This is a genomic window from Brevibacterium pityocampae, assembly GCF_039541555.1.
In the GTDB taxonomy this organism is placed as follows: domain Bacteria; phylum Actinomycetota; class Actinomycetes; order Actinomycetales; family Brevibacteriaceae; genus Brevibacterium; species Brevibacterium pityocampae.
Map to the genome: position 1 here is coordinate 215480 of NZ_BAABGL010000006.1, position 25102 is coordinate 240581.

The window sequence follows — 25102 nt, forward strand, 5'->3', positions numbered from 1 at the left end:
GCTCCGGACGCGGTGGCCCGGCCTCACACGAGGCCGGAGTCGCCCTCGACGGTGACGACGTCTCCGCCGCCGGGCGGCGTCGTGCCCAGCGGCGCACCGGAGAACTCGTGCTGGACCATCCGCAGGTGGGTGATGCGCTCACCCTTCTTCCCGCTGATCCGCGCCCACTCGTCCGGGTTCGTCGTATTCGGCAGGTCCTCGTGCTCGGAGAACTCCTCGCCGATCGCACGCTCGAAGTGCTCCCAGGTCAGGCCGCGCTCCCCGTCGGCGAGCAGGGACTTGATCGCATGCTTCTTGGCACGGTCGACGACGTTGGAGATCATCGCCCCGGAGGCGAAGTCCGCGAAGTGGAGCAGCTCCTTCTGGCCTGTCGCGTAGGTGACCTCGACGAAGGCGTTGCGCGCGGTGCGCGCGTACATCCGCTCGACGCACGCGGTGATGAGCTGCTCGACCGCCTGGGCGCGCGAGCCCCCGGCGGACTCGAGGACGCTGGCGTGGAGCGGCAGATCGGCGGTGAGGTACTTCGAGAAGATGTCGGCGGCGGCCTGCTCGTCGGGCCGCTCGATCCGGATCTTGACGTCGAGCCGGCCGGGCCGCAGGATCGCCGGATCGATGAGGTCCTCACGGTTCGACGCACCGATGACGATGACGTTGTCGAGCCGCTCGACGCCGTCGATCTCGCTCAGCAGCTGGGGCACGATCGTCGTCTCCACGTCGGAGGACTTGCCGGTGCCGCGGGTGCGGAACAGCGACTCCATCTCGTCGAAGAACACGACGACGGGCGAACCGGCGGTCGCCTTCTCCCGGGCGCGGGAGAAGATCAGACGGAGCTGACGCTCGGTCTCGCCGACGTACTTGTCGAGCAGCTCCGGGCCCTTGATGTTGAGGAAGTAGGACCGGGTCCCCTCCCCCGCGCGGCGCTGGGCCAGCGAGTTCGCCACAGCCTTCGCGATGAGCGTCTTGCCGCAGCCGGGCGGGCCGTAGAGGAGGATGCCCTTGGGCGGCTTGAGCCCGTGCTCGGTGTAGAGGTCGGGGTGCTCGAAGGGCAGTTCGACGGCGTCCTGGATCATGTCGATCTGGTCCTCGAGGCCGCCGATGTCGTTGTAGGAGATGTCCGGCACGGTCTCGAGCAGGAGTGACGCCACCTCGGGCTTCTCGACCTTCTCGAGTGCGAAGTGGGTGCGGGTGTCGACGAGCACCGCGTCGCCCGGGCGCACGCCCTCGGAGCGCAGCGGTCCGGACAGGCGGTGGATCTGCTCGTCGTCGCCCGGCGCCCCGATGAGGATCCGTCCGTCGGGCAGCACCTCGCGCACCGGCACGACGGTGCCGGCGTCGGCGAAGCCCACCGCTTCGAGGGCGACGAGGCCCTCGGACAGCCGGACGTCGGCGCCGGGGACGAGGGTGGAGACGTCGAGGTCGGGGGTGATCGCGACGCGCATCCGACGGCCGGAGACGAGCACGTCGAGCGCGCGGGTGTCCGCGGGGCCGTCGACGACGGCGAGCACCGTGCCGAAGGAGTTCGGCGGCTCGGACAGGCGCTCGGCCTCGGTGCGGATCCGCACGAGCTCCTCCCGCGCCGTCTTGAGGGTGCGGGACAGGGCGTCGTTGCGCTTCGAGGCGTTGAACAGCTGCTGGCGCAGCTGGGCGGCGTCCTTGCGCACCGCGCTGAGCTCGGCGGTCCGGTGGTCCTCCGTCATGTGTCCTCCTCCGGTGTGCGGTCGATGCTGGGGGTGCCGGCGCCCGGGGCGGCCCCGGGTGGCCGGGTGCGCTCGGCGATGCGGCTGCGGGAGCCGGCCTCGCGCATGACGCGGCGCAGCTTCTTGCCGGTCGCCTCGCGGGTGCCGATCGCCTGGGCGGTGATCTCGCCGTCCTCCCAGGCCGCCCGGTCCTCCGCGCTCGGCTCGCTGCCCTGCGGGCGGCGGCGGCGCTCGAGCGGACTCGTGCCGGCGGACAGGCGGCGGGCGAACAGGAGGAAACCGGTGTGGGCGATCATCCGGTGCTCGGGGCGCACCGCGAGGCCCTCGAGGTGCCAGTCGCGGAGCATCGATTCCATCGCGCGGGGCTCGGTCCAGTCCCCGGACTCGCGGAGCGCCTCCGCGGTGCGGGAGAGCTGCGGGACGGTGGCGACGTAGCAGGCGAGCACGCCCCCGGGGGCCAGCGCGGCGGTGACCGCGGGCAGGCACTCCCAGGGGGCGAGCATGTCGAGGACGACGCGGTCGACGGTGCCGGGTGCGAACTGCGCGGGCAGCTCCTCGGCGAGGTCGCCGATGGTGAGCCGCCACGCGGGGTGCGGGCCGTCGTAGAAGTCCTCGATGTTGCCCGCGGCGATCTGCGCGAACTCCCCGCGGCGCTCGAAGGAGTGGACGCGCCCGGCGTCCCCGACGGCGCGCAGGAGGGAGAGGGTGAGGGCGCCGGAGCCGACCCCGGCCTCGACGACGGTGGCCCCGGGGAAGACGTCGCCGAGGGTGACGATGAGGGCGGCGTCCTTGGGATAGACGACGGCGGCACCGCGCGGCATCGACATCACGAAGTCCTCGAGCAGCGGGCGGAGCACCTGGTAGGGCACGCCGCCGGTGGTGTGGACGATCGTGCCTTCGGCGCCGCCGATGAGCTCGTCGTGGTCGATGGAGCCCTTGTGGGTGTGGAACTGCCGACCCGGCTCGAGCGCGATCGTGTGCAGGCGGCCCTTGGGGTCGGTGAGCTGCACCTTGTCGCCGATGCGCAGCGGGCCGCGGCGGGCGGCCGCGCCGGTCGACGCGGGGTCGGTGCGGACGGGGCCGCTGGGGTCATCGGTGGAAGTCATCGGCTCCACTCTAGTCGTCCGCCCGGCACGGGCGCGCGGGCGGGTCGAGGACCGGACACCCCGGCGGATCAGTCCGCGAGGAGCTCGTCGAAGAACTCCTGGAGATCGATCACCCCGGTGAGCGTGCTGCCGTCCATGACGAGGCAGAACTCGGCCTTGGGCCGGTGGGTGAGCGATTCGAGGAGGTGGGGCGCGGTGATGTCGCGGGGCACCCCGATCCACGCGCCGAAGGGCCTCACGAAGTCCCTGACCTGGGCGGGCGGACCGGGCGCGGCGATGACCTGCGAGGCCGCGTGCCGATCGAGCAGACCGAACGGCAGCCCGGTCTCGTCGAGGACCACGATGAGCGGGACCGGGCGCGCGGCACCGGGTCCCGAACCGGTGAGGGCACGGTCGGCGAAGGCCAGCGTCTGCTCGACGTCGGCGTCCCCGGTCGCCGCGATCGCCGGCTGGATCACACGGGAGAGGTCGTAGGTCTCCATCCGCCGGGCGCGCTTGGCGTGGGTGGCGGCGTCCCCGGCGGAGACCCAGAGCATGATCGCGATCGCACTCATCCACAGCACGGTGACGAGGTCGGGGCGGCGCCCGGCGAGCAGCGGGGTGAGCAGCGACCAGGCGACGAAAGCCACGGCGATGAGGCGGCCGACCCAGCTCGCGACGATGGTGCCGCGGTACTGGCTGCGGGTGGCGCGCCAGAGGAGCGCCTGGAGCGCCCAGCCGCCGTCGAGCGGGATGCCGGGCAGCAGGTTGATGACGCCGAGGGCGAGGTTGGCGAAGGTCAGCGCCATGAGGAGCAGCCAGGGCACCGACCAGACCTCGGTGAACTGCACCGCTCCCCAGCCGATCCCGGCGAGCACGAGGTTGACCACGGGGCCGACGATGGAGATGACGAAGCTCGTCGTCGCCGCGCGGACGGAGTCCTCCTCGATCCGCGGCTCGAAGCGGGTGAGGCCGCCCCACACGTTGAGCTCGATCGCCGCGACCCGCTGCCCGGATGCGCGACCGGCCACCGCGTGGGCGAGCTCGTGGAGGAACACCGAGCCGAACAGGAGCACGGCGTAGGCGAAGGCGACCAGCCACGTGCCCCAGCCGAGGTCGGGGCGGACGGAGGCGAGCCACGGCCGGAACAGCACGGTGATGACGACGGCGGCGAGGAACCACGACCAGGCGAGCAGCACCGGTGCGCCGAGGACGCGCCCGAGGTGCAGGCCGCGCGACGCTCCGGGCGCGCGACGCGCTGAGGTGGTGTCCGACATGGGGTCCATCCTAACGGGCGTGAGGCCGGTGCCGGGTGCCGTGTCCGCACCCCTCGGTAGAGTGCAGGCATGGTCGAACTCGCAGCACTCTCCCCGTCCCGGGCGAACGATTTCGTGCAGTGCCCCCTCAAGTTCCGGTTCCGCACCGTCGACCGGCTGCCGGAGCCGCCTTCGCCGGCCGCGTTCAAGGGCACCCTCGTCCACGCGGTCCTCGAGCAGCTCTTCGATGCACCGGCCGCCGAGCGCACGCTCGACACCGCGGCCGGTCTGCTGCCCGGCCGGTACGCCGCACTCGCGGCGAAGGACCCGGAGGTCGCCGCGATGTACCCGGACGAGCAGGCCGTCGACGTCCTGTTCCGGGAGAGCACCGAGCTGCTGCGGGCGTACTTCGGGCTCGAACTGCCCGACCGGCTCGAACCGGCGGAGCGGGAGCGGTTCGTCTCCGTCACCCTCGACAGCGGACTCGTGCTGCGCGGCTTCATCGACCGGGTCGACGTCGCCCCGGGCGGGCAGGTGCGGCTCGTCGACTACAAGACCGGCAAGCAGCCCAAGCCGCAGTACGGGCGCGAGGCGGAGTTCCAGATGCGCTTCTACGCACTCCTGCGGCATCGCATGGACGGGGTCCTCGTCCACACCCTGCAGCTCATGTACCTCGGCAGCCGCTCGATCAAGAGCTTCCACCCGACGCTCGCCGACGTCGAGCGCACCGAGGCGGAGGTGCTCGGCATCTGGGACGACATCACCGCCAGCGCCCGCTCGGGCCGGTGGCGGGCACGGAAGTCGCCGCTGTGCGGGTGGTGCCACTTCAAGCCGCTGTGCCCGGCCTGGGGCAACACCCCGCCGGAGCCCCCGCCGATCACCGCGATCGCAGGGACGGACCTGCTGAGCTGATCCGGGTCGCGGGGGCTCAGATGCGCCCGGAGCGCATCCTCCCGGCGATCTCCCGCAGCTCGACCGGGCTGATCCCGGAGAGCCCGGGCAGGAGCACCCGTCCCGGGGCCTCCGGGATGGGGACGAGGTGGGGGACGCCGAGCGCGAGCGTGCCGGCGGCCTCTGCGCTCGTCAGCCCGGGGATCGAGTCCTCGAGCGCGACACAGTCCTCCGGAGCCAGGCCGAGCGCCTCGGCGCCGAGCACGTAGGGGGCGGGATCGGGCTTGCCGGCGGGCACCTCGTCGCCGGTGACGAGTGCGCGGAAGCTGCCCGGCGGGCAGGCCGCGACGACGGCCTCGGCGAGCCGCCGGTACGACATCGTGACGAGCGCGCACGGGATGTCGGCGGCATGGAGCGCGTCGAGGAGCTCGCGGGCCCCGGGGCGGAACGGCACGTGCTCGGCCACCTGCTCGATCACCGCGTCGAGGAGGATCTCGACGATCTCCTCCGGCGGCAGCGGCAGGCCGTGGTCGACGAGGATCCGGGCCGAGGTCAGCAGGTCGTTGCCGACCATGAGGAGGCCCTTCTCCTCGTCCCAGTTCAGGCCGTGGGCGTGCATGAGGTCGGTCTCCGCCCTCATCCAGTACGGTTCGGTGTCGACGAGGGTCCCGTCCATGTCCCAGAGGACCGCAGCGAAGGTGTCCATATGCGCACCAGCGTAATCTGGATCCATGAGTTTTCTGCCATCCGGCCCGGGCCGGCTCGTCGTCATCGCCTTCGAGGGCTGGAACGACGCCGGGGAGGCCGCCGTCGACACCGCGCGCCACCTCGTCGCGGTCTGGGGACTCCAGGGGCGCACCCTGTTCTCCGGCGACGACTACTTCGACATGACATTCATCCGCCCCGTGCTCACCCGCGATGCCGACGGCCCGCACATCGAGTGGCCCGGCTGCACCACCCACACCGGCACGGTGCCGGGCACCGGTCTGGAGATCGAGGTGATCATCGGCACCGAGCCGTCCTATCGCTGGCAGGAGTACATCGGCCGGGTCCGGGAACGGCTGACCGAGGGCGACCGGGTGGTGCTCCTCGGTTCGCTCCTCGCCGACGTCACGCACACGCGGCCGCTGCCGGTGTCGACGACCGCGGAGGATCCCGAGCTGGCCGCCGAGCCGGAGATCGAGCGCAGCGAGTACACCGGGCCCGTCGGGATCCTCGGAGTGCTCGCGACGACGCTCGCGGAAGCGGGCCTGCCGACCGTCTCGCAGTGGGTCGCGGTGCCGGCGTACGCCGCCTCGAGCCCATCGCCCAAGGCGGTCCTCGCGATGCTCGGCGCGTTCGAGGACCTCACCGGGCTCGTCGTCGACCAGCACGAGCTCGTCGACGAGGCCCGGGCGTGGGAGACCGGCACGGACGCGCTCGTCGACAGCGACGAGGACCTCGCCGAGCACGTCGCCCGGATCGAGGGGATGACAGACGCCACCGAGCTCCCCCAGGCCTCGGGCGAGGCGATCGCGCGGGAGTTCGAGCGCTACCTCGACCGGCGTCGGCGCGAGGACTGAGCAGAACCCGCGCCGGCGGGCCGGGCAGGGCTCAGAGGACGACGCCGAGCAGGGCGTCGATCGCGTCCCGGATGCGCGCGGTGTCCTCGTCGGCCGGTCCGCTGCCCGCGGCGGCGGCCCAGTCGTCGACGACGGACAGCGCTGCCGGGCAGTCGAGGTCGTCGGTGAGCTCCTGGCGGAGGTTGGCGATGACCTCGGCCGCGGGGATCCCGGAGGCGCGGCCGGCGGCCTCCCGCCATGCCTCGAGGCGACGGGCGGCCCCGGCGAGGTGCGCGTCCTCGTACATCCAATCGCTGCGGTAGTGGTGGGCGAGGAGCACGAGCCGGATCGCCATCGGGTCCACGCCCTCGGCCCGCAGCGCGGACACGAACACGAGGTTGCCCTTCGACTTGCTCATCTTCTCGCCGTCGAGCCCCACCATGCCGGTGTGCATGTACGTGCGCGCGAGCTCCGTGCCGGTGAGCGCCGAGGCGTGGGCGGCACCCATCTCGTGGTGCGGGAAGATCAGGTCGCTGCCGCCGCCCTGCACGCTGAGCGGCAGGCCGACGTACTCCTCGGCGATGACGGCGCACTCGATGTGCCAGCCGGGTCGACCCGGTCCCAGGTCGCCGCCGTCCCAGCTCGGCTCGCCGTCGCGCCGGGCGCGCCACAGGAGTGCATCGAGCGGATCCTCCTTGCCCGGCGTGTCCGGGTCGCCACCGCGCTCGGCGAAGAGTTCGAGCATGGTGGGGCGGTCGTAGCCGGAGATCGTGCCGAAGGGCGGCTGGACCGCGGTCGCGATCCGGTAGTAGACGTCGCCGCTGTCGAGCTGGTAGGCCGCGCCGGAGTCGAGCAGCCGCTGCACGGCCGCGGCGATCCGGTCGACGGATTCGACGGCTCCGATGTAGGAGTCCGGCGGGATCACCCGCAGCGCCTCCATGTCGGCGAAGTAGAGCTCGGTCTGCTCGCGGGCGAGCTCCTGCCAGTCCACCCCGGTCGCTGTGGCGCGCTCGAGGAGCGGATCGTCGACGTCGGTGGTGTTCTGCACGTAGTTCACGGCGATCCCGGCGTCGCGCCACACTCGCACGAGCACGTCGAAGGCGACGTAGGTCGCGGCGTGTCCGAGGTGCGTCGCATCGTACGGGGTGATCCCGCAGACGTAGAGGCGGGCCTCGGCCTGCTTCCGGGGCGAGGACACGGGGCCGCGGGCCGAGGTGCAGAAGACCACGGGGGCGTCGCCGACGGTGCCGATCTCAGGGATTGCGGGTGCTGACCAGGTTTTCACCACTCAACCATAGACAGCCCGGTCGAGACCGGGCAAAGCCGGGTGCGCGCAGAGCGCCGCGCGGACTCAGAGCGGCGGCCACGGGATCGGGGTGCGGGTGTGCGGCACCCCCGGCATCCGGCCGTGCACGAGCAGGCCCGCGATCCGCTCGAACAGCGCATCGATCTCCGCCGCGGCGATGACCGGGGCGAGAGCGGCGGCGAGCTCGTCCTGCGCTGCGAGCAGGGCGCCGAGCGCATCCCGCTCCCCCGCGGTCAGCGGCTCCTCGGCGAAGCCCCAGAGGATCGTGCGGAGCTTGGGCCGGACGTGGAAGGACAGCCCGTTGTCGATCCCGAACAGCAGCGGCTCCACGCCGGGAGCGGGATGGTAGTGGCCGTGGAGCGCGTGGGAGGCCTTGCGGTCGGCGTTGTTCGTGATGACGTCGAAGAGCGCGAGCCCGCGCAGGGCCGGGGTCAGCCCGTGGGCGACGACGACCTCCTCGTCCTCGGCGGTGACGGCGCGGAGGACCGGGGCCCAGCCGGCGGGCACGGCGTCCGGGGCGAACACCGTGACGAGGTCCTCGGGATCGCCGGCGGACTCGACGTAGGCCTGGAGCGAGCCGGGGCCGGACGGGAGGTCCTCCCGGAGCACGGTCGGCGGGACCTCGACGAACGGGCAGTGCGCGGCGAGGACGGAGCAGGCGACCTCGCGCCCGGCGAGCGAGCCGAGCGGGAAGTCGTGGAGCGGTCGCTCCCCCGCTGTCGGCTTGTACACCGCACGCAGCACCGCGTCGCCGTCCGCGACGGTGACGAGGCGGGTGTCGTTCGAGGCACCGGGGATGCGGCCGAGCTGCTCGATCGCACCGGAGAGCAGGAGGTCGCGCACCGCCTGTGCCGAGGACATCAGCGGGCGACCCCGTTGGCCCGCGGGCAGATGTGGCCCTCGGGGTCGAGGGGCAGAGAGCAGAAGGGGCAGTCCTGCCGACCGGCGTTGACGACCTGGTCGGCGCGGCGGGAGAACTCGCGGGCGCGGGCCGCGCTGAGCACCACGCGCAGCCGATCGCGGTCCTCGGACTCGTCGTCGGGCTCGGCGCTCGTCCCGGATTCGGCGTCGGTGCGGGTGAACTCGAAGCACTCGACGACCATGTGCTCGGCGACGGTGTCCCAGCCCAGGCTCATCGTGCCGACCCGGAACTCCGATTCGACCGGCACGCTGAGACCGGCGTTGTCGATGAGCTCCTCGCGCGGTGCGAGCGGGATCGACTGGGGATCCGAGGACTTCGAGCGGACGAGGTCGAGGAGTTCGTTCATCCGCTCCCCGAGCATCTCCACCTGCTCCTTCTCGAGCGTCACGGTGGTCACCCGCTGATCGGTCCGGGCCTGGAGGAAGAAGGTCCGCTCGCCGGGCAGCCCGACGGTCCCGACGACGAACCTGTCCGGGGCGGGATGATCGAATACCTGCGCAGCCATGCCCCCAGCCTATGACACGGCCTCCCGCACCGCTTCACATGGGATGACGCCCGGACGGACCGCGACCCGGAAGGGTTACGCCGGTGCGCCGGGTGGGGGTACATTTGGGGCATGAGCCTTGAACCGCACGTGGCACTCGAAGACTTCCTCTCCGCTGTTCGCGAGCACTACGCGGCAGCCGCGCACCGCACCTCCGACACCGACCCGCGGGTGGAGGCGAGCTACATGGCGCTCGCCGACGCGTTCGAGCTCTACGAGGACGCGCTCTACACCGCGTTCGACGAGGTCACCCCGTTCGAGCTCTTCGACGACGTCGAGGACGCCAAGGACGATGACGACGAGGACGATGACGACGAGGACGACGATCTCGAGGACGACGACTTCGACGATGACGATGACGATGATGATGATGATGACTTCGACGACGAGGACGACGACTCCGCGCGCTGAGCGCACAGCGTCACTCCACGGCGAGCCGCACCGCCGGCCTCAGGGGTCCGAGATCTGATCGAGCGCGTCGCGGATCTCCGGCTCGAGCACGAACTCGCTGTCGAGGATCTCGCGCAGCTGCGCGACCGAGCGCGGACCGACGAGCGAGCACGCCACCGGCAGCGCCCGGTTCCAGGCGAGCGCCACATCGAGCGGCGACACCCCGAGCCCGGCGGCGGCCTTCGTCACCCCGGCCATGACCTGCTCCGACTCCGCGGTGAGCTTCTCCGTCACCCACTCGCGTCCGGCACCGGCGGCGCGCGAGTCGCGCGGCACCCCGGTGGCGTATCGGCCGGGCAGGATCCCGCGGCCGAGCGCGGAACCGGCGATGACGCCGATCCCCAGGTACTCCGCTGCCGGCAGCACTTCGCTCTCGGCACGGCGGTCGAGGAGCGAGAGCTCGGACAGGGCCGCGACGAGGGGGATCCCGGCGGCGCGCAGCACCGCGAGCTGCCAACCGGTGTGGTGGGCCGCCGCGACGTGGACCACCGCCCCGCTGCGCAGCACGGTATCGAGCGCCGAGGCGGTCTCCGCGAGCGGCACCTGGGCGTCGAAGCCCTCGAGGACGAGCACATCGAGGCGATCGCGGCCGGTCCGCCGGAGGAGCGATTCGACCTGGGTGAGGATCGTGCGGCGGCCGAGCGACAGGCGCGCGCCGCGGGTGTCGACATCGACCCCGACACGAGCGATGAGAGCGATCTCGGAGGGAAGACTCAGGCTCCCCACGACCTCGGCGGCCGGGGAGGCGAAGGACGGCAGCTCGAGCACCGTCCCGCCCGCCTCCGCGTAGGCGTCGACGAGCTCCTGGGCGGTCTCCGCGCTCACGCGGTGCCCCCATTCGAAAGTCCCCAGACCGAGCTCGGAGACCTCGAGACCTGACGTTCCCACACGGTTGATGCGCATATTCATTGAGGTTACCCGACCGGAGGACTACCCTGGTCTGGGCCTCCCGTGCAGGTGAGGCCGCCTCGTCGCCCCTCGGGGCGACGTCTCCTGCGAAGAAGGACATTGATGGACTGGTTGATCGCTGCCGTGCTCGGCGTCGTCCAGGGACTCACCGAGTTCCTCCCGATCTCCTCGTCGGCCCACCTGCGGATCGTCGGCGAGTTCCTCCTGCCGGGCGAGGACCCGGGGGCGTTCTTCACCGCGATCGTGCAGATCGGCACCGAGACCGCGGTCCTCGTCTACTTCTGGAGCGACATCGTCGGGATCATCCGCTCCTGGTGCGCCTCGCTCGTCGGACGGCGGGAGAAGGGCGACCCGCAGGCGCGCCTCGGCTGGCTCATCATCCTCGGCTCGATCCCGATCGGGGTGCTCGGCCTCGCGTTCCAGGACGCGATCGACAGCGTGCTGCGCAACCTCTGGATCACCGGCGCGATGCTCATCGTGTTCGGCATCATCCTCGGCATCGCGGACCGGGTCGGTTCCCGCGAGCGCGGCCTGGAGGACATGACCTGGGGGCAGGGCATCGTCTACGGCCTCGCCCAGGCGATGGCGCTCATCCCGGGCGTGTCGCGCTCCGGCGGCACGATCATCGCCGGCCGGCTCATGGGATTCACCCGCGAGTCGGCCGCCCGCTACTCGTTCCTGCTCGCGGTCCCGGCCGTCATGGCCTCGGGGTTCTACGGGCTCGTCAAGAGCCTGGGCGAGCCGATGGTGCTCGGCTGGGGTCCGACGGTCCTCGCGACCGCCGTGTCCTTCGTCGTCGGCTACGTCGTCATCGTCGGGTTCCTCAAGTTCATCCAGACGAAGTCGTTCGCGATCTTCGTCTGGTACCGGGTGGCGCTCGGCCTCCTCGTGTTCGTGCTGCTCGGCACCGGAGTGCTCTCCGCGGTCTGATTCCGGCGGGATCGGCGGTCCGAGCCGGGTGCGCTCAGCGGCCGCCGCCCACGGCTCCCGCCTCACCCGTGCGGCCGGAGGCCGTCACCGACATCGCGGTGACCGTCGGGTAGCCCGTCTCCGGGTACGTCACGACGCTGAGCGAGCCGGGTGCGACGGCGATCCGCTGGAACGCGTCGAGCGGCATGTCGAGCGCGGCGGCGAGCACCGCCTTGATGATGTCGCCGTGCGCCACGACGACGCCCACCGGCACCCGCGTCCCGCCCGCTCCCCCTGCATCCCCCGCTCCGGCGTCGGGCACCTGACGGGCACGGAGGTCGGCGACGAAGGCGTCGACCCCGGTCACGGCGCGGGCGGCGGCATCGCGCAGCGATTCGCCCCCCGGGAACTCCATCGACGACGGCGAGCGCGCGACCCGCTGCCATTCGGGGAGCTCCTTGAGCTCGGCGAGCCGGCGGCCCGACCACGTCCCGTAGTCGACCTCGGCGAACTCGGGCGCCTCGCGCACCCCGGGCGCGGTGATCCCGGTCAGGAGCAGCGCAGCGGTCTCGCGGCAGCGCTGCACCGTGGAGCAGCGCACCTCGGTCACGGTGCGGAACGGGAAGATCTCCGCGAGGCCGCGGATCTGCTGCTCCCCGGCCGGGGTGAGCGACACGCCGGGCGTGCGGCCGGCGAGGATCCCGGCGGCGTTCGCCGAGCTCTCGCCGTGCCTGACGAGGACGATGTGGACCATGCGCCCAGGCTAGCCCACGGCCCGGTGGTACGGTTACGCTCGATCACCGATCGCCAGGCCCAGCACACTGCTGCACTCACTTCGCGGAGGAACGATGAAGCGCACCCGGACCCCGGTGGAGTACGAGTTCCGCACCATCAGCTTCACCCGCGACACCACCCGCAGCGAGGCCCGCACCCTGCTCACCGAGGAGGCCGAGTACGGCCGCTGGGAGCTCGCCCGGACCCGGATCGGGATGGGCGGATCCCGCACCGTGTGGCTGCGCCGCCGCATCATCCGCGTGCAGCGCACCGCCTGATCGTGCGGCTCCCCCTCCTCCTCAGCGCCGTCGCGACGACGCTCGCCGGGTTCGGCATGGCCGTGCAGGGCAACGCCAACGCCGCCCTCGCCGGGATCACCGGCAACGGCCTGTTCGCCGCCACGGTGTCTTTCCTCGGTGGCCTGCTCGTCATGCTCGTCGTCGCCCTCGTCTCCCCGCGCACCCGTCGCGGGCTGGCCCTCGTCGTGCGGCTTCTGCGCTCCCAGGAGGTCCCGTGGTGGATGACGCTCGGCGGCCTCGGCGGCGCCGCCGTCGTCATCGCGCAGTCGATCACGGTGCCGCTGTTCGGCGTCGCGGTGTTCACCATGGCGTTCGTCTCCGGTCAGCTCGCCGGCGCGCTCGTCGTCGACAACACCTCCCTGCCCCCGGGCGGACGGAAGTCCCTCAGCCTCCAGCGGGTGCTCGGTGTGGCGGTGGTGCTCGTCGGGGTCGTCGTGTCCTCGAGCGGCGTGCTCGAGCACGGCATCAGCTGGTGGGCGCCGTTCCTGCCGTTCCTCGCCGGGTCGATGACCGCCTTCCAGCAGGCGGCCAACGGTCGGATCAAGCTGCGTTCGGCCTCGGCCGCGACCGCGACGTTCATCAACTTCCTCGGCGGGTCGATCTTCCTCGTCGCCGTGGCACTCTGCCTGCTCGCCGCCGGCGTCCGCTTCACCGGCCTGCCGGACCTGCCCGGTGAGTGGTGGACGCTCATGGGCGGTGTCATCGGAGTGGCCTTCATCGGGATCACGACGGTCTCCGTCGAGCACCTCGGGGTCCTCCTGCTCAGCCTGACCTCGCTGTTCGGCAGCCTCGTGGGCTCGCTCGTCATCGACCTGCTGTTCCCCGCCGCCGCGACCCCGGTGACGTGGACGACCTACCTCGCGATGGCGATCGTGCTCTCCGGCGTGCTCATCGCCTCGCTCCCCCGGCGCCGGCGCACCTGAGGTCCACGCCGCTCAGGCCTCGAGGAGGAAGCGGTGGAGCACCCGGGTGCCGAAGGTCAGCGCGGAGACCGGCACGCGCTCGTCGACACCGTGGAACATCGCCGGGAAGTCGAGGTCCCCGGTGAGGCGCAGCGGCGCGAATCCGTAGCCGTGGATCCCGAGCGCGGCCAGCGACTTGTTGTCGGTGCCGCCGGACAGCGTGTACGGCAGCACCCGCGCCCCGGGGTCCTCGGCGAGCAGGGAGGTCGTCATCGTGTCGACGAGCCGCCCGGAGAACGGCGCCTCGAGGGCGGGCGCCTCGATCTCGGTGAGCACCTCGACGTCGCTGCCCGCGAGCTCGCGGACCGTGCGCATGAGGGCGTCGTGCTCACCGGGCAGGGTGCGGCAGTCGATGAGCGCCTCGGCCGTCGAGGGGATGACGTTGTGCTTGTAGCCGGCGGACAGCAGGCTCGGGTTCGAGGTGTTGCGCAGGGTGGCGCCGACGAACTTCGCGACCGACCCGAGCTCGGCGAGCAGCTCCGGGTAGGTCTCCGCGCCGAAGGGCACACCGGTGATGTCGGACACGCCGCGCAGCAGGTCCTCGGTGGCCTGCGGGAGCTGCTCGGGCCAGGCGTGCGCACCGATCCGGGCGACCGCGGCGGCGAGCTTGGTCACCGGGTTGTCCTCGTTGATCTGCGAGCCGTGGCCGGCCGTGCCGCGGGCGACGAGCTTGAGCCAGGCGATCCCCTTCTCCGCGGTCTGCACGAGGTACACCCGCTGACCGCGCAGGTCGACGGAGTAGCCGCCGACCTCGGACACGGCCTCTGTCGCGTCGGTGAACAGGTGCGGGTGGTTCTCGACCATCCAGCGTGCGCCGTAGGTGCCGCCGGCCTCCTCGTCGGCGAAGAACGCGATGATGAGGTCGCGGCGGGGGCGCAGGCCGGTGCGCAGGTAGTTCCGCACGACGGCGATGATCATCGCGTCCATGTCCTTCATGTCGACCGCGCCGCGGCCCCAGATCAGGCCGTCGCGCTCTTCGGCGGAGAACGGGTCGACGGCCCACTCGGCGGCGTCGGCGGGCACGACGTCGGTGTGGCCGTGGACCACAAGGGCCGGGAGGCCGGGATCGCTGCCGGGGATGCGGGCGACGAGGCTCGCCCGGCCCGGTGAGGACTCGAAGATCTCCGAGTCGAGGCCCACCTCGGTGAACCACTCGGCGATCCGCTCCGCGGCGGGGCGCTCCGGCCGAGCGGTGTTCCCGCCCCAGTTCTGGGTGTCGAAGCGGATGAGCTCGCGGCAGATGCCGACCACCTCGGACTCCGCACTCGGGATCTGCGCGCCGGTGTCCTGCTGCGCGGTGGACTGCGGGGAGCTGGGGTCGGGGGTCTGAGACGTCATCGGGGTCCTCGGTCGGTGGTCGGCGTGGTGCGGGCGGGCGGTGTCGGCCGGGTTCTCGGCCGTGGTGTCAGCCGTAGAGGCGGACGGCGATGTGCGGGGTGTCGAATCCCTCGACGGCGGTGGCGCGCTCGATCTGGGCGCGCGCCTGCTCCTCGACGGGGGCGTCGGAGAGCGCCTGCAGGTAGCGCTCGTGGGCCATGAGCGAGGTGACGGCCGCATCGACGTGGCCGTCGACGTCGACGACGTGGGTGGGCTCGCCGGCGAACTCGAGGATGTACTTCACACCCTGGTAGCGCTCGCCGGGGACGATCCACTCGTTCCCGGCGTCGGACACCGCGTCGAGCGCTGCGAGTCCGACGTGCCGGTGGTCGGCGGAGTTCGGGTGCCGGCCCCCGAAGGTCTCGTGGAAGTTGAGCACCATGACGACCTCGGGGCGGAACCGCCGGATCTCCTCGGCGATCGCGGTCCGCAGCTCACGGGTGTACATGATCGAGCCGTCGGGCTCGTCGAGGAACACGAGGTGCTCGACTCCGATCGCGGCGCAGGCGGCGCGCTGCTCGGCCTCCCGGATCCGCGCGGAATCCGCGGGCGGGAGCCCGGCGATGCCGGCCTCGCCGCGGCTCGCGAGCACGTAGCCCACGCGCTTCCCCTCGGCGAGCCAGCGCGCGACGGCTGCCGCCGAGCCGTACTCGGGGTCGTCCGGGTGGGCCATGACGAGGAGGACGGAGTCGAAGTCCTCCGGCAGGGTGTCGAGCATGGGCGTCCTTTCGGATCGGGGTCAGCGGATGCGGTCGTCGCGGAGCCGGTCGCGGGCGTCGAAGTAAGTGCGCGCGCCGAGGACGAGGGCGAGGAACACCGTCGTGCCGACGGCTCCCACGATACCGAGGAGGATCGCGATCTGATAGCCGATCGCGGTCATTGGGTCGACCCCGGCGAGGATCTGGCCGGTCATCATGCCGGGCAGGAACACGATCCCGGTGCCGAGCATGCTGTTGATCGTCGGCATGAGCGCGCTCTCGAAGGCGGAGCGGACGAGCGGAGCGATGGCGGCACGCGGCGCGGCGCCGAGGCCGAGCGCGTCCTCGATCGCGTCGCGGTTCTCGCGCATCCCGTCGACGAGCGCCTTGAGGCCCAGGGTGATGCCGGTCATCGAGTTCCCGATGAGCATCCCGGCGATCGGGATGACGTAGCGCGGCTCGTACCAGGGGCTGAGCCCGACGACGACGAACAGGAACCAGGCGACCGCGCCGGTGGTCCCGGCCGTCGAGGCGAGGACGACGACGCGGCGCAGCGCGAGCGACAGCCGGCCGCGGAACTTCCCGAGGATGGTGGCGACGGCGAACACCTGCATGAGCGCGAAGATCAGCCCGGTGAGCCACCAGCTGGGGTGGGCGAACACCCAGCCGAGCACGAGTCCGACGAGGACGAGCTGCACGGTCATCCGCAGGCACGCCCACAGCATCTCCCCGCGCCGGCCCACCCGGGTCGCCACCATGAGCAGGAGCACGACGAGCACCATGACGAAGGCGAGGCCGACCTGCGGCCAGCCGAGCACGACGAGGCCGCCGCTCATCGCGCCGCCTGCCGCGCGGTGCCCCCGGAGACGACGACCCGGTGCTCGGCGCAGGCGTCGACGAGCGCGCTGCTGTGGGTGACGAATACGATGTCGGTGCCGCCCGCGGCGAGCAGCCGCACCAGGGTCCCCATGACGCGCAGCGCGGTGTCCTCGTCGAGCGCGGAGGTCGGCTCGTCGAGGAGCACGGTGTCGGGCGTGAGGAGCAGCAGCCGGGCGAGGGCGAGGCGCTGGCGCTCGCCGCCGGAGAGCACCCCGGCATCGGCGTCGAGGTCCTGTGTCAGGCCGAGGGCGGCGAGCGCCTCGGCGGCGGCGTCCGGTGCGGGATCGGGACGCTCCTGCAGCCGATGGGCGCGGGCGAGGTTGTCGAGCACGGTGCCCGGCACGACGACCGGCGATTGGGAGAGCATCGGGACCCGCCGGCGCAGCTCGATCGCGGGGATCTCCCGGATGTCGGTGCCGCGGTGGCGGATCGTGCCGGATTCCGGCTCGCGCAGGTCGTCGAGGAGCCTCAGGAGCGTCGACTTGCCCGCGCCGGAGGGTCCGGTCACCGCGGTGACCCCGGTCTCGATGCGCAGCGCGGGGATGTCGAGGACGCCGCGGAAGCGCACCTGTTCGAGCTCGAAGACCGGCATGCGGTCAGTCTACGGACCGCGCGGGACCGGGGTGCCTGCGACCTCGGCGCCGGTGCAGGGGCTAGGGTGATCGGAGGATGCGGACATGCTCCGCACCCGCACACCCACGATCCCGCACCACTACGCAACCGGAACACGAACGAGGAGAACCGAGTGAAGACCATCGTCTTCGGCGGGGACGGCTTCTGCGGCTGGCCCACGGCACTGCACCTGTCGGCTCGCGGCCACGAGGTCGTCATCGTCGACAACCTGTCCCGGCGGGCCATCGACGCCGAGCTCGGGGCGGAGTCGCTCACCCCGATCAGCTCGATCGAGGAGCGGATCGCCGCGTGGCACGAGGTCAGCGGGAGGACCATCGAGTTCGTCGACCTCGATCTCGCGCAGGACCCCGAGGGCCTGCTCGCGCTCATCGCGCGCACCGCGCCGGATTCGATGGTCCACTTCGCCGAGCAGCGTGCCGCGCCGTATTCGATGAAGTCGGCCGGCCACAAGCGCTACACCGTGGACAACAACGTCAATGCCACCCACAATCTGCTCGCCGCGGTCGTCGAGTCCGGCCTCGACGTCCACCTCGTGCACCTCGGCACGATGGGCGTCTACGGGTACGGCACCGCGGGGATGAAGATCCCGGAGGGCTATCTCGACGTCCAGGTCACCGCGACGGAGGACGCCGAGGGCAACCCGGTCGACCCGTACCCCATCGACCAGCAGATCCTCTACCCGACGAACCCGGGCTCGATCTACCACATGACGAAGGTGCTCGACCAGCACCTCTTCGCCTTCTACGCGAAGAACGACCGGCTGCGCATCACCGACCTGCACCAGGGCATCATCTGGGGCACGAACACCGCGGAGACCAAGCAGGACGAGCGCCTCGTCAACCGCTTCGACTACGACGGCGACTACGGCACCGTGCTCAACCGCTTCCTCATGCAGGCGGCCGTCGGCTACCCGCTCACCGTCCACGGCACCGGCGGCCAGACGCGCGCCTTCATCCACATCCAGGACATGGTGCGCTGCGTGGAGATCGCGCTCGCCAACCCGCCGGAGGCCGGCGACCGGGTGAAGATCTTCAACCAGATGACCGAGACCCACCGGGTGCGCGACCTCGCGGCCCTCATCTGCGAGATCACCGGGGCCACGATGGAGCTCGTGCCGAACCCGCGGCAGGAGTCGCCGGAGAACGAGCTCCACGTCGTCAACGCCACCTTCCTCGACCTCGGCCTGCAGCCGACGACCCTGTCCGAGGGTCTGCTCCTCGAGGTCGAGGAGACGGCGAAGCGCTACCGGGAACGGGCGGACCTGTCGCGGATCCCGGCCCGCTCCCTGTGGAACCGGACCACCCACGAGGGCGTCCCGCCCTCGCTCGCCGGGACCGAGGCGGGGGCCGCCGGTCCCGCCGCCGTGCCGACCGCCGCCGGGCGCTGAGACCCCGGTGCGGATCGCGCTCTTCACCGAGGTCTTCCTCCCCAAGATCGACGGTGTGGTCACCCGTCTCATGGGCACCCTCGACCATCTCGCCGAGCTCGGGCACGAGGTCGTCGTGTTCGCTCCCGGGAACCCGCCGGCCCGCTATGCCGGGTTCCGGGTGGTCCCGGTGGCATCCGTCGCCTTCAAGCCGTGGTACCCGGAGCTCCGGGTCGGTCTGCCGACGGCGAGCATCGCCCGCACCATGGAGCGGTTCCATCCGCACGTCGTCCACGCGGTGAATCCGGTGTGGCTCGCCGCCTACGGCACGATGTCCTCGAAGCGCCGCGACCTGCCGATGCTCGCGTCGTTCCACACCGACGTGCCGGAGTACACCCAGCGCCTCGGGCTCGAGTGGATCACCGACACGACGACGCGGTGGATCCGCTGGATCCACAACCTCGCCGAGGTCAACCTCTGCACCTCCCAGCAGATGGTCGAACAGGCCGGGGCGGCGGGCATCCGCAACATCGACCTGTGGCCGCGGGCCGTGGACACCATCGGCTACACGCCGGCCAATGCCTCACCCGACATGCGTGCGCGTCTCACCGACGGGCATCCCGAGGACCGGCTCCTCATCTACGTCGGGCGGCTGTCGAAGGAGAAGGACCTCGGGGTGCTGCGCGCGGTCATGGCCCGGCTCCCGGAGGACACGCGGCTCGCCCTCGTCGGCTCGGGCCCGCACGCCGCGGAGCTCCAGCGCGAGTTCGCCGGCACGCGGACGGTGTTCACCGGCTACATGAGCGGCAAGGAGCTCGCCGCGGCGTACGCCTCGGCCGACGTCTTCGTGTTCCCGTCGACGACGGAGACGCTCGGACTCGTGGCACTCGAGTCGCTCGCCTCCGGGGTGCCGGTCGTCGGGGCGCGCGCCGGCGGCATCCCCTTCGCCGTGCAGGACGGCGTCGACGGGCTGCTGTTCGAGCCGAACGATGCCCCGGACATGGCGCGGCAGATCTCGCGCCTGCTCGAGGACGAGGAGCTGCGCGGGCGCCTCGGCGCGCAGGGCCGGGCGAGCACGGAGCAGTACAGCTGGCGGGCGGCGACGGAGCGACTGGTCGAGTTCTACGAGCTCGCGATCGATCGCCACTGGACGAACCACGTGGAGCCGGCGTGGCGGATCAAGCTCCTCGGCCGCCCGATGCCCCGCGCCCGCTGAGTCGGACGCTCACCGAGCCCGGTTCTCCTCAGGCCGGCGCTCCTCAGGCAGGATCGACGGCGTCCCGCGCCGCCTGCCAGCCGCCGAAGTGCGCACGCAGGCCGGCGCCCGACGGCCGCGGGGCGCCCGCGGTGCTCTCCGCGCGCGCCCAGTCCTGGTACGCGACGAAGCTCGTCGGGGTGCCCGCGCGCTCGGCGGCGGTGAGGAAGTCGCGCACCGCGGCCCGGTAGTCCTCCTCGGAGTACCGGGATGCGCCTCGGGCGCGGCCGCGGCCGGACACCGGGAGGCCCACCGCCCGCAGAGCGGAGTTCCAGTACCCCTCCCCCAGCGTCCGGCGCACGGTCTGGCTCGTCGGGGGCCAGATCCGGTGACCGGGCAGGCCGGCGGAGTGCTCACCGGCGATCACGGTCTGCCGCGTCCGGTCGTACGCCTCGGCGGAGAACTCCGCGGCGGTCCCGGCGGCGAGCACCCGCAGGGCTGCCCGGATGCCGGCGCGGCAGCGGGCGATGCGGGACGCCGAAGCGCCCTGCTCGCTGAGGATCGCCGCGGCGGCCTCGCCGAGGCCGGGGTCCTCCTCGGGCTCGGACGACCCGGGCACCTCGGCGGCGGCGAGGCCGTGCGCCTCGGCGTAGAGCCACAGCATCCCGGCCCGCAGGGCTGCGGCGGAGTAGCGCTCCCGGTCCGGTGCGGCGCGGTCATCTGATGTCAACGGCCCTGGTCCCCTTCGCAGACGGCGGTGTCATGACGGATCGAGCCTATCGTCTCAGGCGCGCACGGCGATCCACAGCAGCCAGCCGCCGCCGGCGAGGCATGCGACGATCGGCAGCAGCGGGGTGATCGGCCACCGGCGCGGCGCGCGCGAGGCCAGCCGGCGCTGGATCCGGGCCATGCGCTGCGGAGCGGTGCGCGCGAGCACGGACGGCAGCCACGCAGGTGTGGAGATGACTGCGATGACGAACAGCAGGACGGGAGCCTTCCACCACACCCCGAAGGGCGCTCCGACGATGTCCTGGGTGACGGCGATGTAGAGGGGCAGCGAGGTGTAGTTCGTCGCCATCGTCGCCGCTCCCCACACGAGGGTGCCCCGGGAGCGGGCGCTGCCGACGGCCTCGACGGCCTCGGTCGCCGGCGACTTCGCCGCGGTGGACCCGGTGCGCTCCGCGCGACGGCGGCCCCCGGTGGAGGCCCAGTAGCGCTTGACGAGGACGGACCCGTAGACGAGCAGGGCGACGCCGACGAGGCCCTGGAACACACCGGAGAGGACCTCGCGCTCGATGACGGCGGTGAGGCTCGCGCCGAGGATGCCGGCGCTGACGATCCCGATCGCCAGGAGCACGGCGGCGTTGCCGAGCACATAGCGGGAGGCGGCACGCCGGTCCATCGTCGTGACGATGGTCGTCGCGTTGATGAACACGACGGGGCTCACCGCGGCGGGCAGGGTGAGCGGTCCGATCTCGAGGAGCAGGGAGAGCAGCGCACGGGTGGTCTCCTCCATGCGTCCGCACCCTTCCGGTATCCCGATTGTAGGGCCGGAGCCGAACGGGGAAAGCAACAGGCCCCGGATCTCTCCGGGGCCTGTGTTCCTGTGCGCGAGGGGGGACTTGAACCCCCACGCCCGATAAGTTGGGCACTAGCACCTCAAGCTAGCGCGTCTACCAATTCCGCCACCCGCGCAGGCAACAGATAGAACTTTACACACACTTTCGGGCGAAGCCAAACCGGAACGGCCGAATGTGTTGCATGTCATATCGGCCGTTCCGGTCGGGCACCCGCGGGAGGCCCCTGCAGTGCCTCAGCGCAGGGGTGCGACCGCTGCGAGCAGGTGCGGCTTGCCGGACTTCGGGTTCCACACCGCATAGTCCACACTGCCGTCGGCCTCCCGCCGGGTGACCCGGAAGGCCGCCCGAGCGGGCAGCACGATCGGCTTCGCGAACTCGAACTCCCAGCGGAAGGCATCGAGCCGGACGTCGGCGGCGGCGAAGCCGCGGGCAGCGGTGTACATCCCGTGCGCGATCGAGCGCGGGAACCCGAACGCCTTGGCCGCCAGCGGGTTCATGTGGATCGGGTTGTAGTCCCCGGACACCCGGGCGTACTGCGGCCCGATCGCCGGTGCGAGCCGCCACTCGGCGGTCGGCACGGGAGCGGCGAAGTCCTTCCGCTCCCGCTCGGCGGCCGGTGCGGCACCGGGCAGGGCGGCACCCTTCGCCAGGCACACCCAGGTCTCGTCGAACACCGGCTCGCCGGCGACGGATCCACGCACGCGGAAGCCGATCTCGGTGCCGCGGGCATGGGCCCGCGGCTCCTCGACGCCGACGGTCAGGGTGAGCTCCGCCCCCACCTCCACCGGGCGGAGCTGCGTGTACGCGGTGCGGATGTGCACCATGCCCATGGCGGGCACGGGGAATCGCGGGTCGGTCATCAGCCGCATGCTCAGCGGGAAGCCGAGGACGTGGAGGTAGGCCGGTGGGACGCGGTTGCCGACCGGCGCGCCGACGACGCGGCTGAACCGGGCGACCTCGGCGGGGTCGATGACCACGGTGCGGCTGAGCTCCCCGCCGGGCACCTGGGCGGAGCGGCGCCGGCCGGGCAGCATGCCCAGCAGCGCCCGCCCGTAGATCGGCAGCATCGAGGACTGCTGCTCACCGGGGTTCTCGTGCGTGTTGCGCTGGGGTTCCCTCATGTCACGCTCCCACCATGTTCTGGCCGCACACGCGGAGCACGCGGCCGTTGATGCCGCCGGCGGCGTCCGAGGCGAGGTACGCGATCGCCTCGGCGACGTCCTGCGGCGTCCCGCCCTGCTGCAGGCTGGAGACGCGGCGTGCGAGCTCGCGGGTGAGGACGGGCATCTTCGCGGTCATCTCGGTCTCGATGAACCCCGGGGCGACGGCGTTGATCGTGCCGCCGAGCGCGGCGAACTCCGCGGCCGCGCCGGCGGCCAAACCGATCACACCGGCCTTCGAGGCGGCGTAGTTCGTCTGCCCCCGGTTGCCGGCGATGCCCGAGGTCGAGGCGAGGGACACGACGTGCGGGTGCTCGCCCCAGGCGCCGAGCTCGGTGAGGCCTGAGTTGATCCGGAGCTGGGATGCGATGTTCACCGCGATCACCGAGTCCCACCGCGCTCCGTCCATGTTCGCCAGCAGCTTGTCGCGGGTGATCCCGGCGTTGTGGACGAGGATGTCGATCGGTCCGCGGACCTGTGCGGCGATCGTCGCCGCGGCGTCCGGCGCGGTGATGTCGAGCTGGAGGGCCACCCCTCCGATCCCGTTCATCGTCCGCGCGAGCGAATCGCCGGCGGCCGGCACGTCCACGCCGATGACGCGGGCGCCGTCACGGGCCAGGGTCCCGGCGATCGAGGCGCCGATCCCCCGCGCCGCCCCGGTGACCACTGCGGTGCGGCCGGCGAGCGGAGCGGCTCCCTCGGCCCCCGAGGTGCGGGTCGCGGCGAACTCCCGCGCGGTCACCGCGGTGCCGCGCGCGGAGTCGACGGTGAGGAACTGGCCGGACACGTAGGCCGACTTCGCGGACAGGAGGAACCACAGGGCCGACACGGCCGAGGGCGCCAGCACGTCGACGCCGTCGAGGACGATCCCGTTCGCCGTCGCCCCGGCGCGCATCTCGTGGGCCAGTGAGCGCGTGATCCCGGTGACGGCATTGCGTGCGGCGTTCGCCGCAGCCGTCGTGCCGGCGGCCTCCTCGGGAGTGAGCCCGGCGGCCTCGGCGATGGTGACGATGCGCCCGCACCGGGCGAGCTGCTTGATGCCGGCGCCGATCGCCAGGGCGGTCGGACCGAGCTCGGACGGGTCGTCGATCCCGGTGAACACCCCGATGATCGCGGAGTACCGCTGACCGGGGGTGGCGGTGCGGACGACCTCGAAGTCGGCGCCGAGGAGGAGCTCGGCGATCGGGTCGGCCGAGGCGGCCGGCCCGACGACGAGGATCGGCTCCGTCAGGTACCCGTGGCGGGGGTCCGCGGGGTCGAAGCGGCGGAGCTCGACCGGTGCCGGCAGGCCGAGGCTCTTGACGATGCCCTTGAGTGGCCCGTTGACGACGGAGATGTAGCGGTCGCTCATGCTCGCGCTCCTTCCACGATCGCGGTGAGGCCCTGGCCGCCGGCGGCGCAGATCGACACGAGGGCGCGGCGCTTCCCGGTCTCCGCGAGGTGCTTCGACACGCTCGCGATGATCCGTCCGCCGGTCGCGGCGAAGGGGTGGCCGGCGGCGAGCGAGGAGCCGAGCGGGTTGAGCCGCTCGCGGTCGATGGGGCCGAGCGCGGCGGGCAGGCCGAGCACGTCCCGGCAGTACTCCTCGCTCTCCCAGGCAGCGAGGTGGCACAGCACGGTGGCGGCGAAGGCCTCGTGGATCTCGAACACGTCGAAGTCGGCGAAGGTCAGGCCGTTGCGGGCGAGCAGGCGCGGGACCGCGTGGGCCGGGGCCATGAGCAGCCCCTCCGAGCCGTCGACGAAGTCCACCGCGGCGGCCTCGGCGTCGACGATGTAGGCCAGCGGCGTCAGCCCCTGCTCGGCCGCCCATTCCTCGCTGCCGAGGAGCACGGTCGAGGCGCCGTCGGTGAGCGGGGTGGAGTTGCCGGCGGTCATCGTCGGCTCGGCCGGCAGGGAATTGCCGAACACCGTCTTCAGACCGGCGAGCTTCTCCACGGTGGAGTCCGGACGCAGGTTCGTGTCGCGGGTGACCCCGAGGAACGGGGTGACGAGGTCGTCGAAGAAGCCGCGGTCCCAGGCGGCGGCGAGCTTGGCGTGGGAGGCGGCGGCGAGCTCGTCCTGGGCCTGCCGGGTGATGCCCCAGTCGGCGGTCGAGAGCGCCTGGTGCTCGCCCATCGACTTGCCCGTGCGGGCCTCTCCGGTGGTCGGGGCCTGGGGTGCGAGGTCGGCCGGGCGCAGCCGGGAGAGCGTCTTGAGCCGCTGCGGCACGGACTTCGCGCGGGACAGCTCGAGGAGGATGCTGCGGAGCTCCTCGCTCACCACGATCGGGGCGTCGGAGGCGGAGTCGACGCCGCCGGCGATCCCGGAGTCGATCTGGCCGAGCTTGATCTTGCCGGCGATCGACACGACCGCCTCGAGCCCGGTGGCGCAGGCCTGCCCGAGGTCGAACGCAGGGGTCTCGGGGCTCAGCGCGGAGCCGAGCACCGCCTCGCGCGTGAGGTTGATGTCCTTCGAGTGCTTGAGGACCGCGCCGCCGGCGACCTCGCCGAGGCGCTGTCCGGCCAGCCCGTGGCGGGCCACGAGGCCGTCGAGAGCGCTCGTGAGCATGTCCTGGTTCGAGGCGTGCGCGTACTCCTTGTTCGAGCGGGCGAACGGGATGCGGTTGCCGCCGAGCACGGCGGCCTTGCGATGCGTCATGGGTTCCTCCTGGGAACGTGGGGACGTTTAAC

At 72.1% G+C, this 25102-nt stretch carries 26 protein-coding genes and 1 tRNA gene; 8 read left to right on the forward strand and 19 right to left on the reverse strand.

Annotated features, from left to right (window positions below):
- Positions 1–23: 23 nt before the first annotated feature.
- The 3 genes from arc to ABD883_RS07105 all read right to left on the reverse strand — a co-directional run bounded on the left by arc (position 24) and on the right by ABD883_RS07105 (position 4059).
- Positions 24–1697 (reverse strand): proteasome ATPase, encoded by a 1674-nt coding sequence (arc, locus tag ABD883_RS07095; protein WP_137319696.1) that lies wholly within the window; start codon positions 1695–1697, stop codon positions 24–26.
- Complete coding sequence (locus tag ABD883_RS07100) at positions 1694–2803, reverse strand: tRNA (adenine-N1)-methyltransferase (protein WP_345031019.1); 1110 nt, start codon at positions 2801–2803, stop codon at positions 1694–1696. Before ABD883_RS07100 ends, arc begins: the two co-directional genes overlap by 4 nt.
- Before the next feature lie 68 nt (positions 2804–2871).
- The gene (locus tag ABD883_RS07105; RefSeq protein ID WP_345031021.1) at positions 2872–4059 is read right to left on the reverse strand and encodes a site-2 protease family protein; all 1188 of its coding nucleotides are present in this window, start codon (positions 4057–4059) and stop codon (positions 2872–2874) included.
- A 69-nt stretch (positions 4060–4128) separates the two neighbouring features.
- On the opposite strand from ABD883_RS07105, the gene ABD883_RS07110 reads away from it, so the two are divergent.
- Positions 4129–4950, forward strand: a complete 822-nt coding sequence (locus tag ABD883_RS07110) for a RecB family exonuclease (RefSeq protein WP_265809340.1) — start codon at positions 4129–4131, stop codon at positions 4948–4950.
- 16 nt (positions 4951–4966) lie between these two features.
- Here the strand turns inward: ABD883_RS07110 and ABD883_RS07115 are convergent, their stop codons facing one another.
- Positions 4967–5635, reverse strand: coding sequence for an HAD family hydrolase (locus tag ABD883_RS07115; protein WP_345031026.1), 669 nt, complete (start codon positions 5633–5635; stop codon positions 4967–4969).
- Positions 5636–5660: 25 nt separating this feature from the next.
- Between ABD883_RS07115 and ABD883_RS07120 the strand changes: the two genes are divergently transcribed.
- Positions 5661–6491 (forward strand): proteasome assembly chaperone family protein, encoded by an 831-nt coding sequence (locus ABD883_RS07120; protein ID WP_137319701.1) that lies wholly within the window; start codon positions 5661–5663, stop codon positions 6489–6491.
- Positions 6492–6522: 31 nt separating this feature from the next.
- Here the strand turns inward: ABD883_RS07120 and mshC are convergent, their stop codons facing one another.
- The 3 genes from mshC to ABD883_RS07135 form a co-directional block, all read right to left on the reverse strand.
- Complete coding sequence (mshC, locus tag ABD883_RS07125) at positions 6523–7755, reverse strand: cysteine--1-D-myo-inosityl 2-amino-2-deoxy-alpha-D-glucopyranoside ligase (RefSeq protein WP_345031030.1); 1233 nt, start codon at positions 7753–7755, stop codon at positions 6523–6525.
- 66 nt (positions 7756–7821) lie between these two features.
- Entirely contained in the window at positions 7822–8637 is an 816-nt protein-coding gene (locus tag ABD883_RS07130) for an SCO1664 family protein (RefSeq protein WP_345031032.1), read from the reverse strand.
- Positions 8637–9203, reverse strand: a complete 567-nt coding sequence (locus tag ABD883_RS07135) for a DUF3090 domain-containing protein (RefSeq protein WP_137319704.1) — start codon at positions 9201–9203, stop codon at positions 8637–8639. Before ABD883_RS07135 ends, ABD883_RS07130 begins: the two co-directional genes overlap by 1 nt.
- A 111-nt stretch (positions 9204–9314) precedes the next feature.
- Here ABD883_RS07135 and ABD883_RS07140 point away from each other — a divergent pair, with 111 nt between their 5' ends.
- Positions 9315–9653, forward strand: coding sequence for a hypothetical protein (locus ABD883_RS07140; RefSeq protein ID WP_345031035.1), 339 nt, complete (start codon positions 9315–9317; stop codon positions 9651–9653).
- A gap of 39 nt (positions 9654–9692) precedes the next feature.
- Here the strand turns inward: ABD883_RS07140 and ABD883_RS07145 are convergent, their stop codons facing one another.
- Positions 9693–10595 carry an aldo/keto reductase gene (locus ABD883_RS07145; protein ID WP_265809345.1) on the reverse strand — a complete coding sequence of 301 codons (903 nt, stop codon included), beginning with the start codon at positions 10593–10595 and terminating at the stop codon, positions 9693–9695.
- A gap of 108 nt (positions 10596–10703) precedes the next feature.
- Here ABD883_RS07145 and ABD883_RS07150 point away from each other — a divergent pair, with 108 nt between their 5' ends.
- Positions 10704–11531, forward strand: coding sequence for an undecaprenyl-diphosphate phosphatase (locus tag ABD883_RS07150; protein WP_137319707.1), 828 nt, complete (start codon positions 10704–10706; stop codon positions 11529–11531).
- Positions 11532–11565: 34 nt separating this feature from the next.
- Here the strand turns inward: ABD883_RS07150 and ABD883_RS07155 are convergent, their stop codons facing one another.
- Positions 11566–12264 carry a histidine phosphatase family protein gene (locus ABD883_RS07155; protein ID WP_345031038.1) on the reverse strand — a complete coding sequence of 233 codons (699 nt, stop codon included), beginning with the start codon at positions 12262–12264 and terminating at the stop codon, positions 11566–11568.
- A gap of 94 nt (positions 12265–12358) precedes the next feature.
- On the opposite strand from ABD883_RS07155, the gene ABD883_RS07160 reads away from it, so the two are divergent.
- Together ABD883_RS07160 and ABD883_RS07165 are read left to right on the forward strand one after the other, a co-directional pair.
- A complete protein-coding gene (locus ABD883_RS07160) occupies positions 12359–12562 on the forward strand; it encodes a DUF5703 family protein (RefSeq protein WP_345031040.1) in 204 nt (67 codons plus the stop codon).
- Between the two features lie 2 nt (positions 12563–12564).
- Positions 12565–13506 (forward strand): DMT family transporter, encoded by a 942-nt coding sequence (locus ABD883_RS07165; RefSeq protein ID WP_295687245.1) that lies wholly within the window; start codon positions 12565–12567, stop codon positions 13504–13506.
- A gap of 12 nt (positions 13507–13518) precedes the next feature.
- Here the strand turns inward: ABD883_RS07165 and ABD883_RS07170 are convergent, their stop codons facing one another.
- From ABD883_RS07170 to ABD883_RS07185, 4 genes are all read right to left on the reverse strand, one after another.
- Entirely contained in the window at positions 13519–14883 is a 1365-nt protein-coding gene (locus ABD883_RS07170) for a M20/M25/M40 family metallo-hydrolase (protein ID WP_345031043.1), read from the reverse strand.
- 67 nt (positions 14884–14950) lie between these two features.
- Positions 14951–15640, reverse strand: coding sequence for a PIG-L deacetylase family protein (locus tag ABD883_RS07175; RefSeq protein WP_137319712.1), 690 nt, complete (start codon positions 15638–15640; stop codon positions 14951–14953).
- A 21-nt stretch (positions 15641–15661) separates the two neighbouring features.
- Positions 15662–16456, reverse strand: coding sequence for an ABC transporter permease (locus ABD883_RS07180; protein ID WP_265809350.1), 795 nt, complete (start codon positions 16454–16456; stop codon positions 15662–15664).
- The gene (locus tag ABD883_RS07185) at positions 16453–17091 is read right to left on the reverse strand and encodes an ATP-binding cassette domain-containing protein (RefSeq protein WP_247424677.1); all 639 of its coding nucleotides are present in this window, start codon (positions 17089–17091) and stop codon (positions 16453–16455) included. The genes ABD883_RS07180 and ABD883_RS07185 overlap by 4 nt, the downstream gene beginning before the upstream one ends.
- Before the next feature lie 153 nt (positions 17092–17244).
- On the opposite strand from ABD883_RS07185, the gene ABD883_RS07190 reads away from it, so the two are divergent.
- Complete coding sequence (locus tag ABD883_RS07190) at positions 17245–18519, forward strand: NAD-dependent epimerase/dehydratase family protein (RefSeq protein WP_247424680.1); 1275 nt, start codon at positions 17245–17247, stop codon at positions 18517–18519.
- Positions 18520–18526: 7 nt separating this feature from the next.
- Positions 18527–19714 carry a glycosyltransferase family 4 protein gene (locus tag ABD883_RS07195; RefSeq protein WP_295687228.1) on the forward strand — a complete coding sequence of 396 codons (1188 nt, stop codon included), beginning with the start codon at positions 18527–18529 and terminating at the stop codon, positions 19712–19714.
- A 43-nt stretch (positions 19715–19757) separates the two neighbouring features.
- On the opposite strand, the gene ABD883_RS07200 is transcribed toward ABD883_RS07195, so the two are convergent.
- The 6 genes from ABD883_RS07200 to ABD883_RS07225 all read right to left on the reverse strand — a co-directional run bounded on the left by ABD883_RS07200 (position 19758) and on the right by ABD883_RS07225 (position 25070).
- Positions 19758–20423, reverse strand: coding sequence for a hypothetical protein (locus ABD883_RS07200; RefSeq protein ID WP_295687225.1), 666 nt, complete (start codon positions 20421–20423; stop codon positions 19758–19760).
- Between the two features lie 54 nt (positions 20424–20477).
- Positions 20478–21209 carry a hypothetical protein gene (locus tag ABD883_RS07205; RefSeq protein ID WP_295687223.1) on the reverse strand — a complete coding sequence of 244 codons (732 nt, stop codon included), beginning with the start codon at positions 21207–21209 and terminating at the stop codon, positions 20478–20480.
- A gap of 91 nt (positions 21210–21300) precedes the next feature.
- Positions 21301–21388, reverse strand: a tRNA-Leu gene (locus ABD883_RS07210).
- A gap of 118 nt (positions 21389–21506) precedes the next feature.
- Complete coding sequence (locus ABD883_RS07215) at positions 21507–22394, reverse strand: MaoC/PaaZ C-terminal domain-containing protein (protein WP_295687220.1); 888 nt, start codon at positions 22392–22394, stop codon at positions 21507–21509.
- 1 nt (position 22395) lies between these two features.
- Complete coding sequence (locus ABD883_RS07220) at positions 22396–23784, reverse strand: 3-oxoacyl-ACP reductase (RefSeq protein ID WP_137319720.1); 1389 nt, start codon at positions 23782–23784, stop codon at positions 22396–22398.
- A complete protein-coding gene (locus ABD883_RS07225; RefSeq protein WP_295687215.1) occupies positions 23781–25070 on the reverse strand; it encodes an acetyl-CoA C-acetyltransferase in 1290 nt (429 codons plus the stop codon). The genes ABD883_RS07220 and ABD883_RS07225 overlap by 4 nt, the downstream gene beginning before the upstream one ends.
- Positions 25071–25102 lie beyond the last annotated feature (32 nt).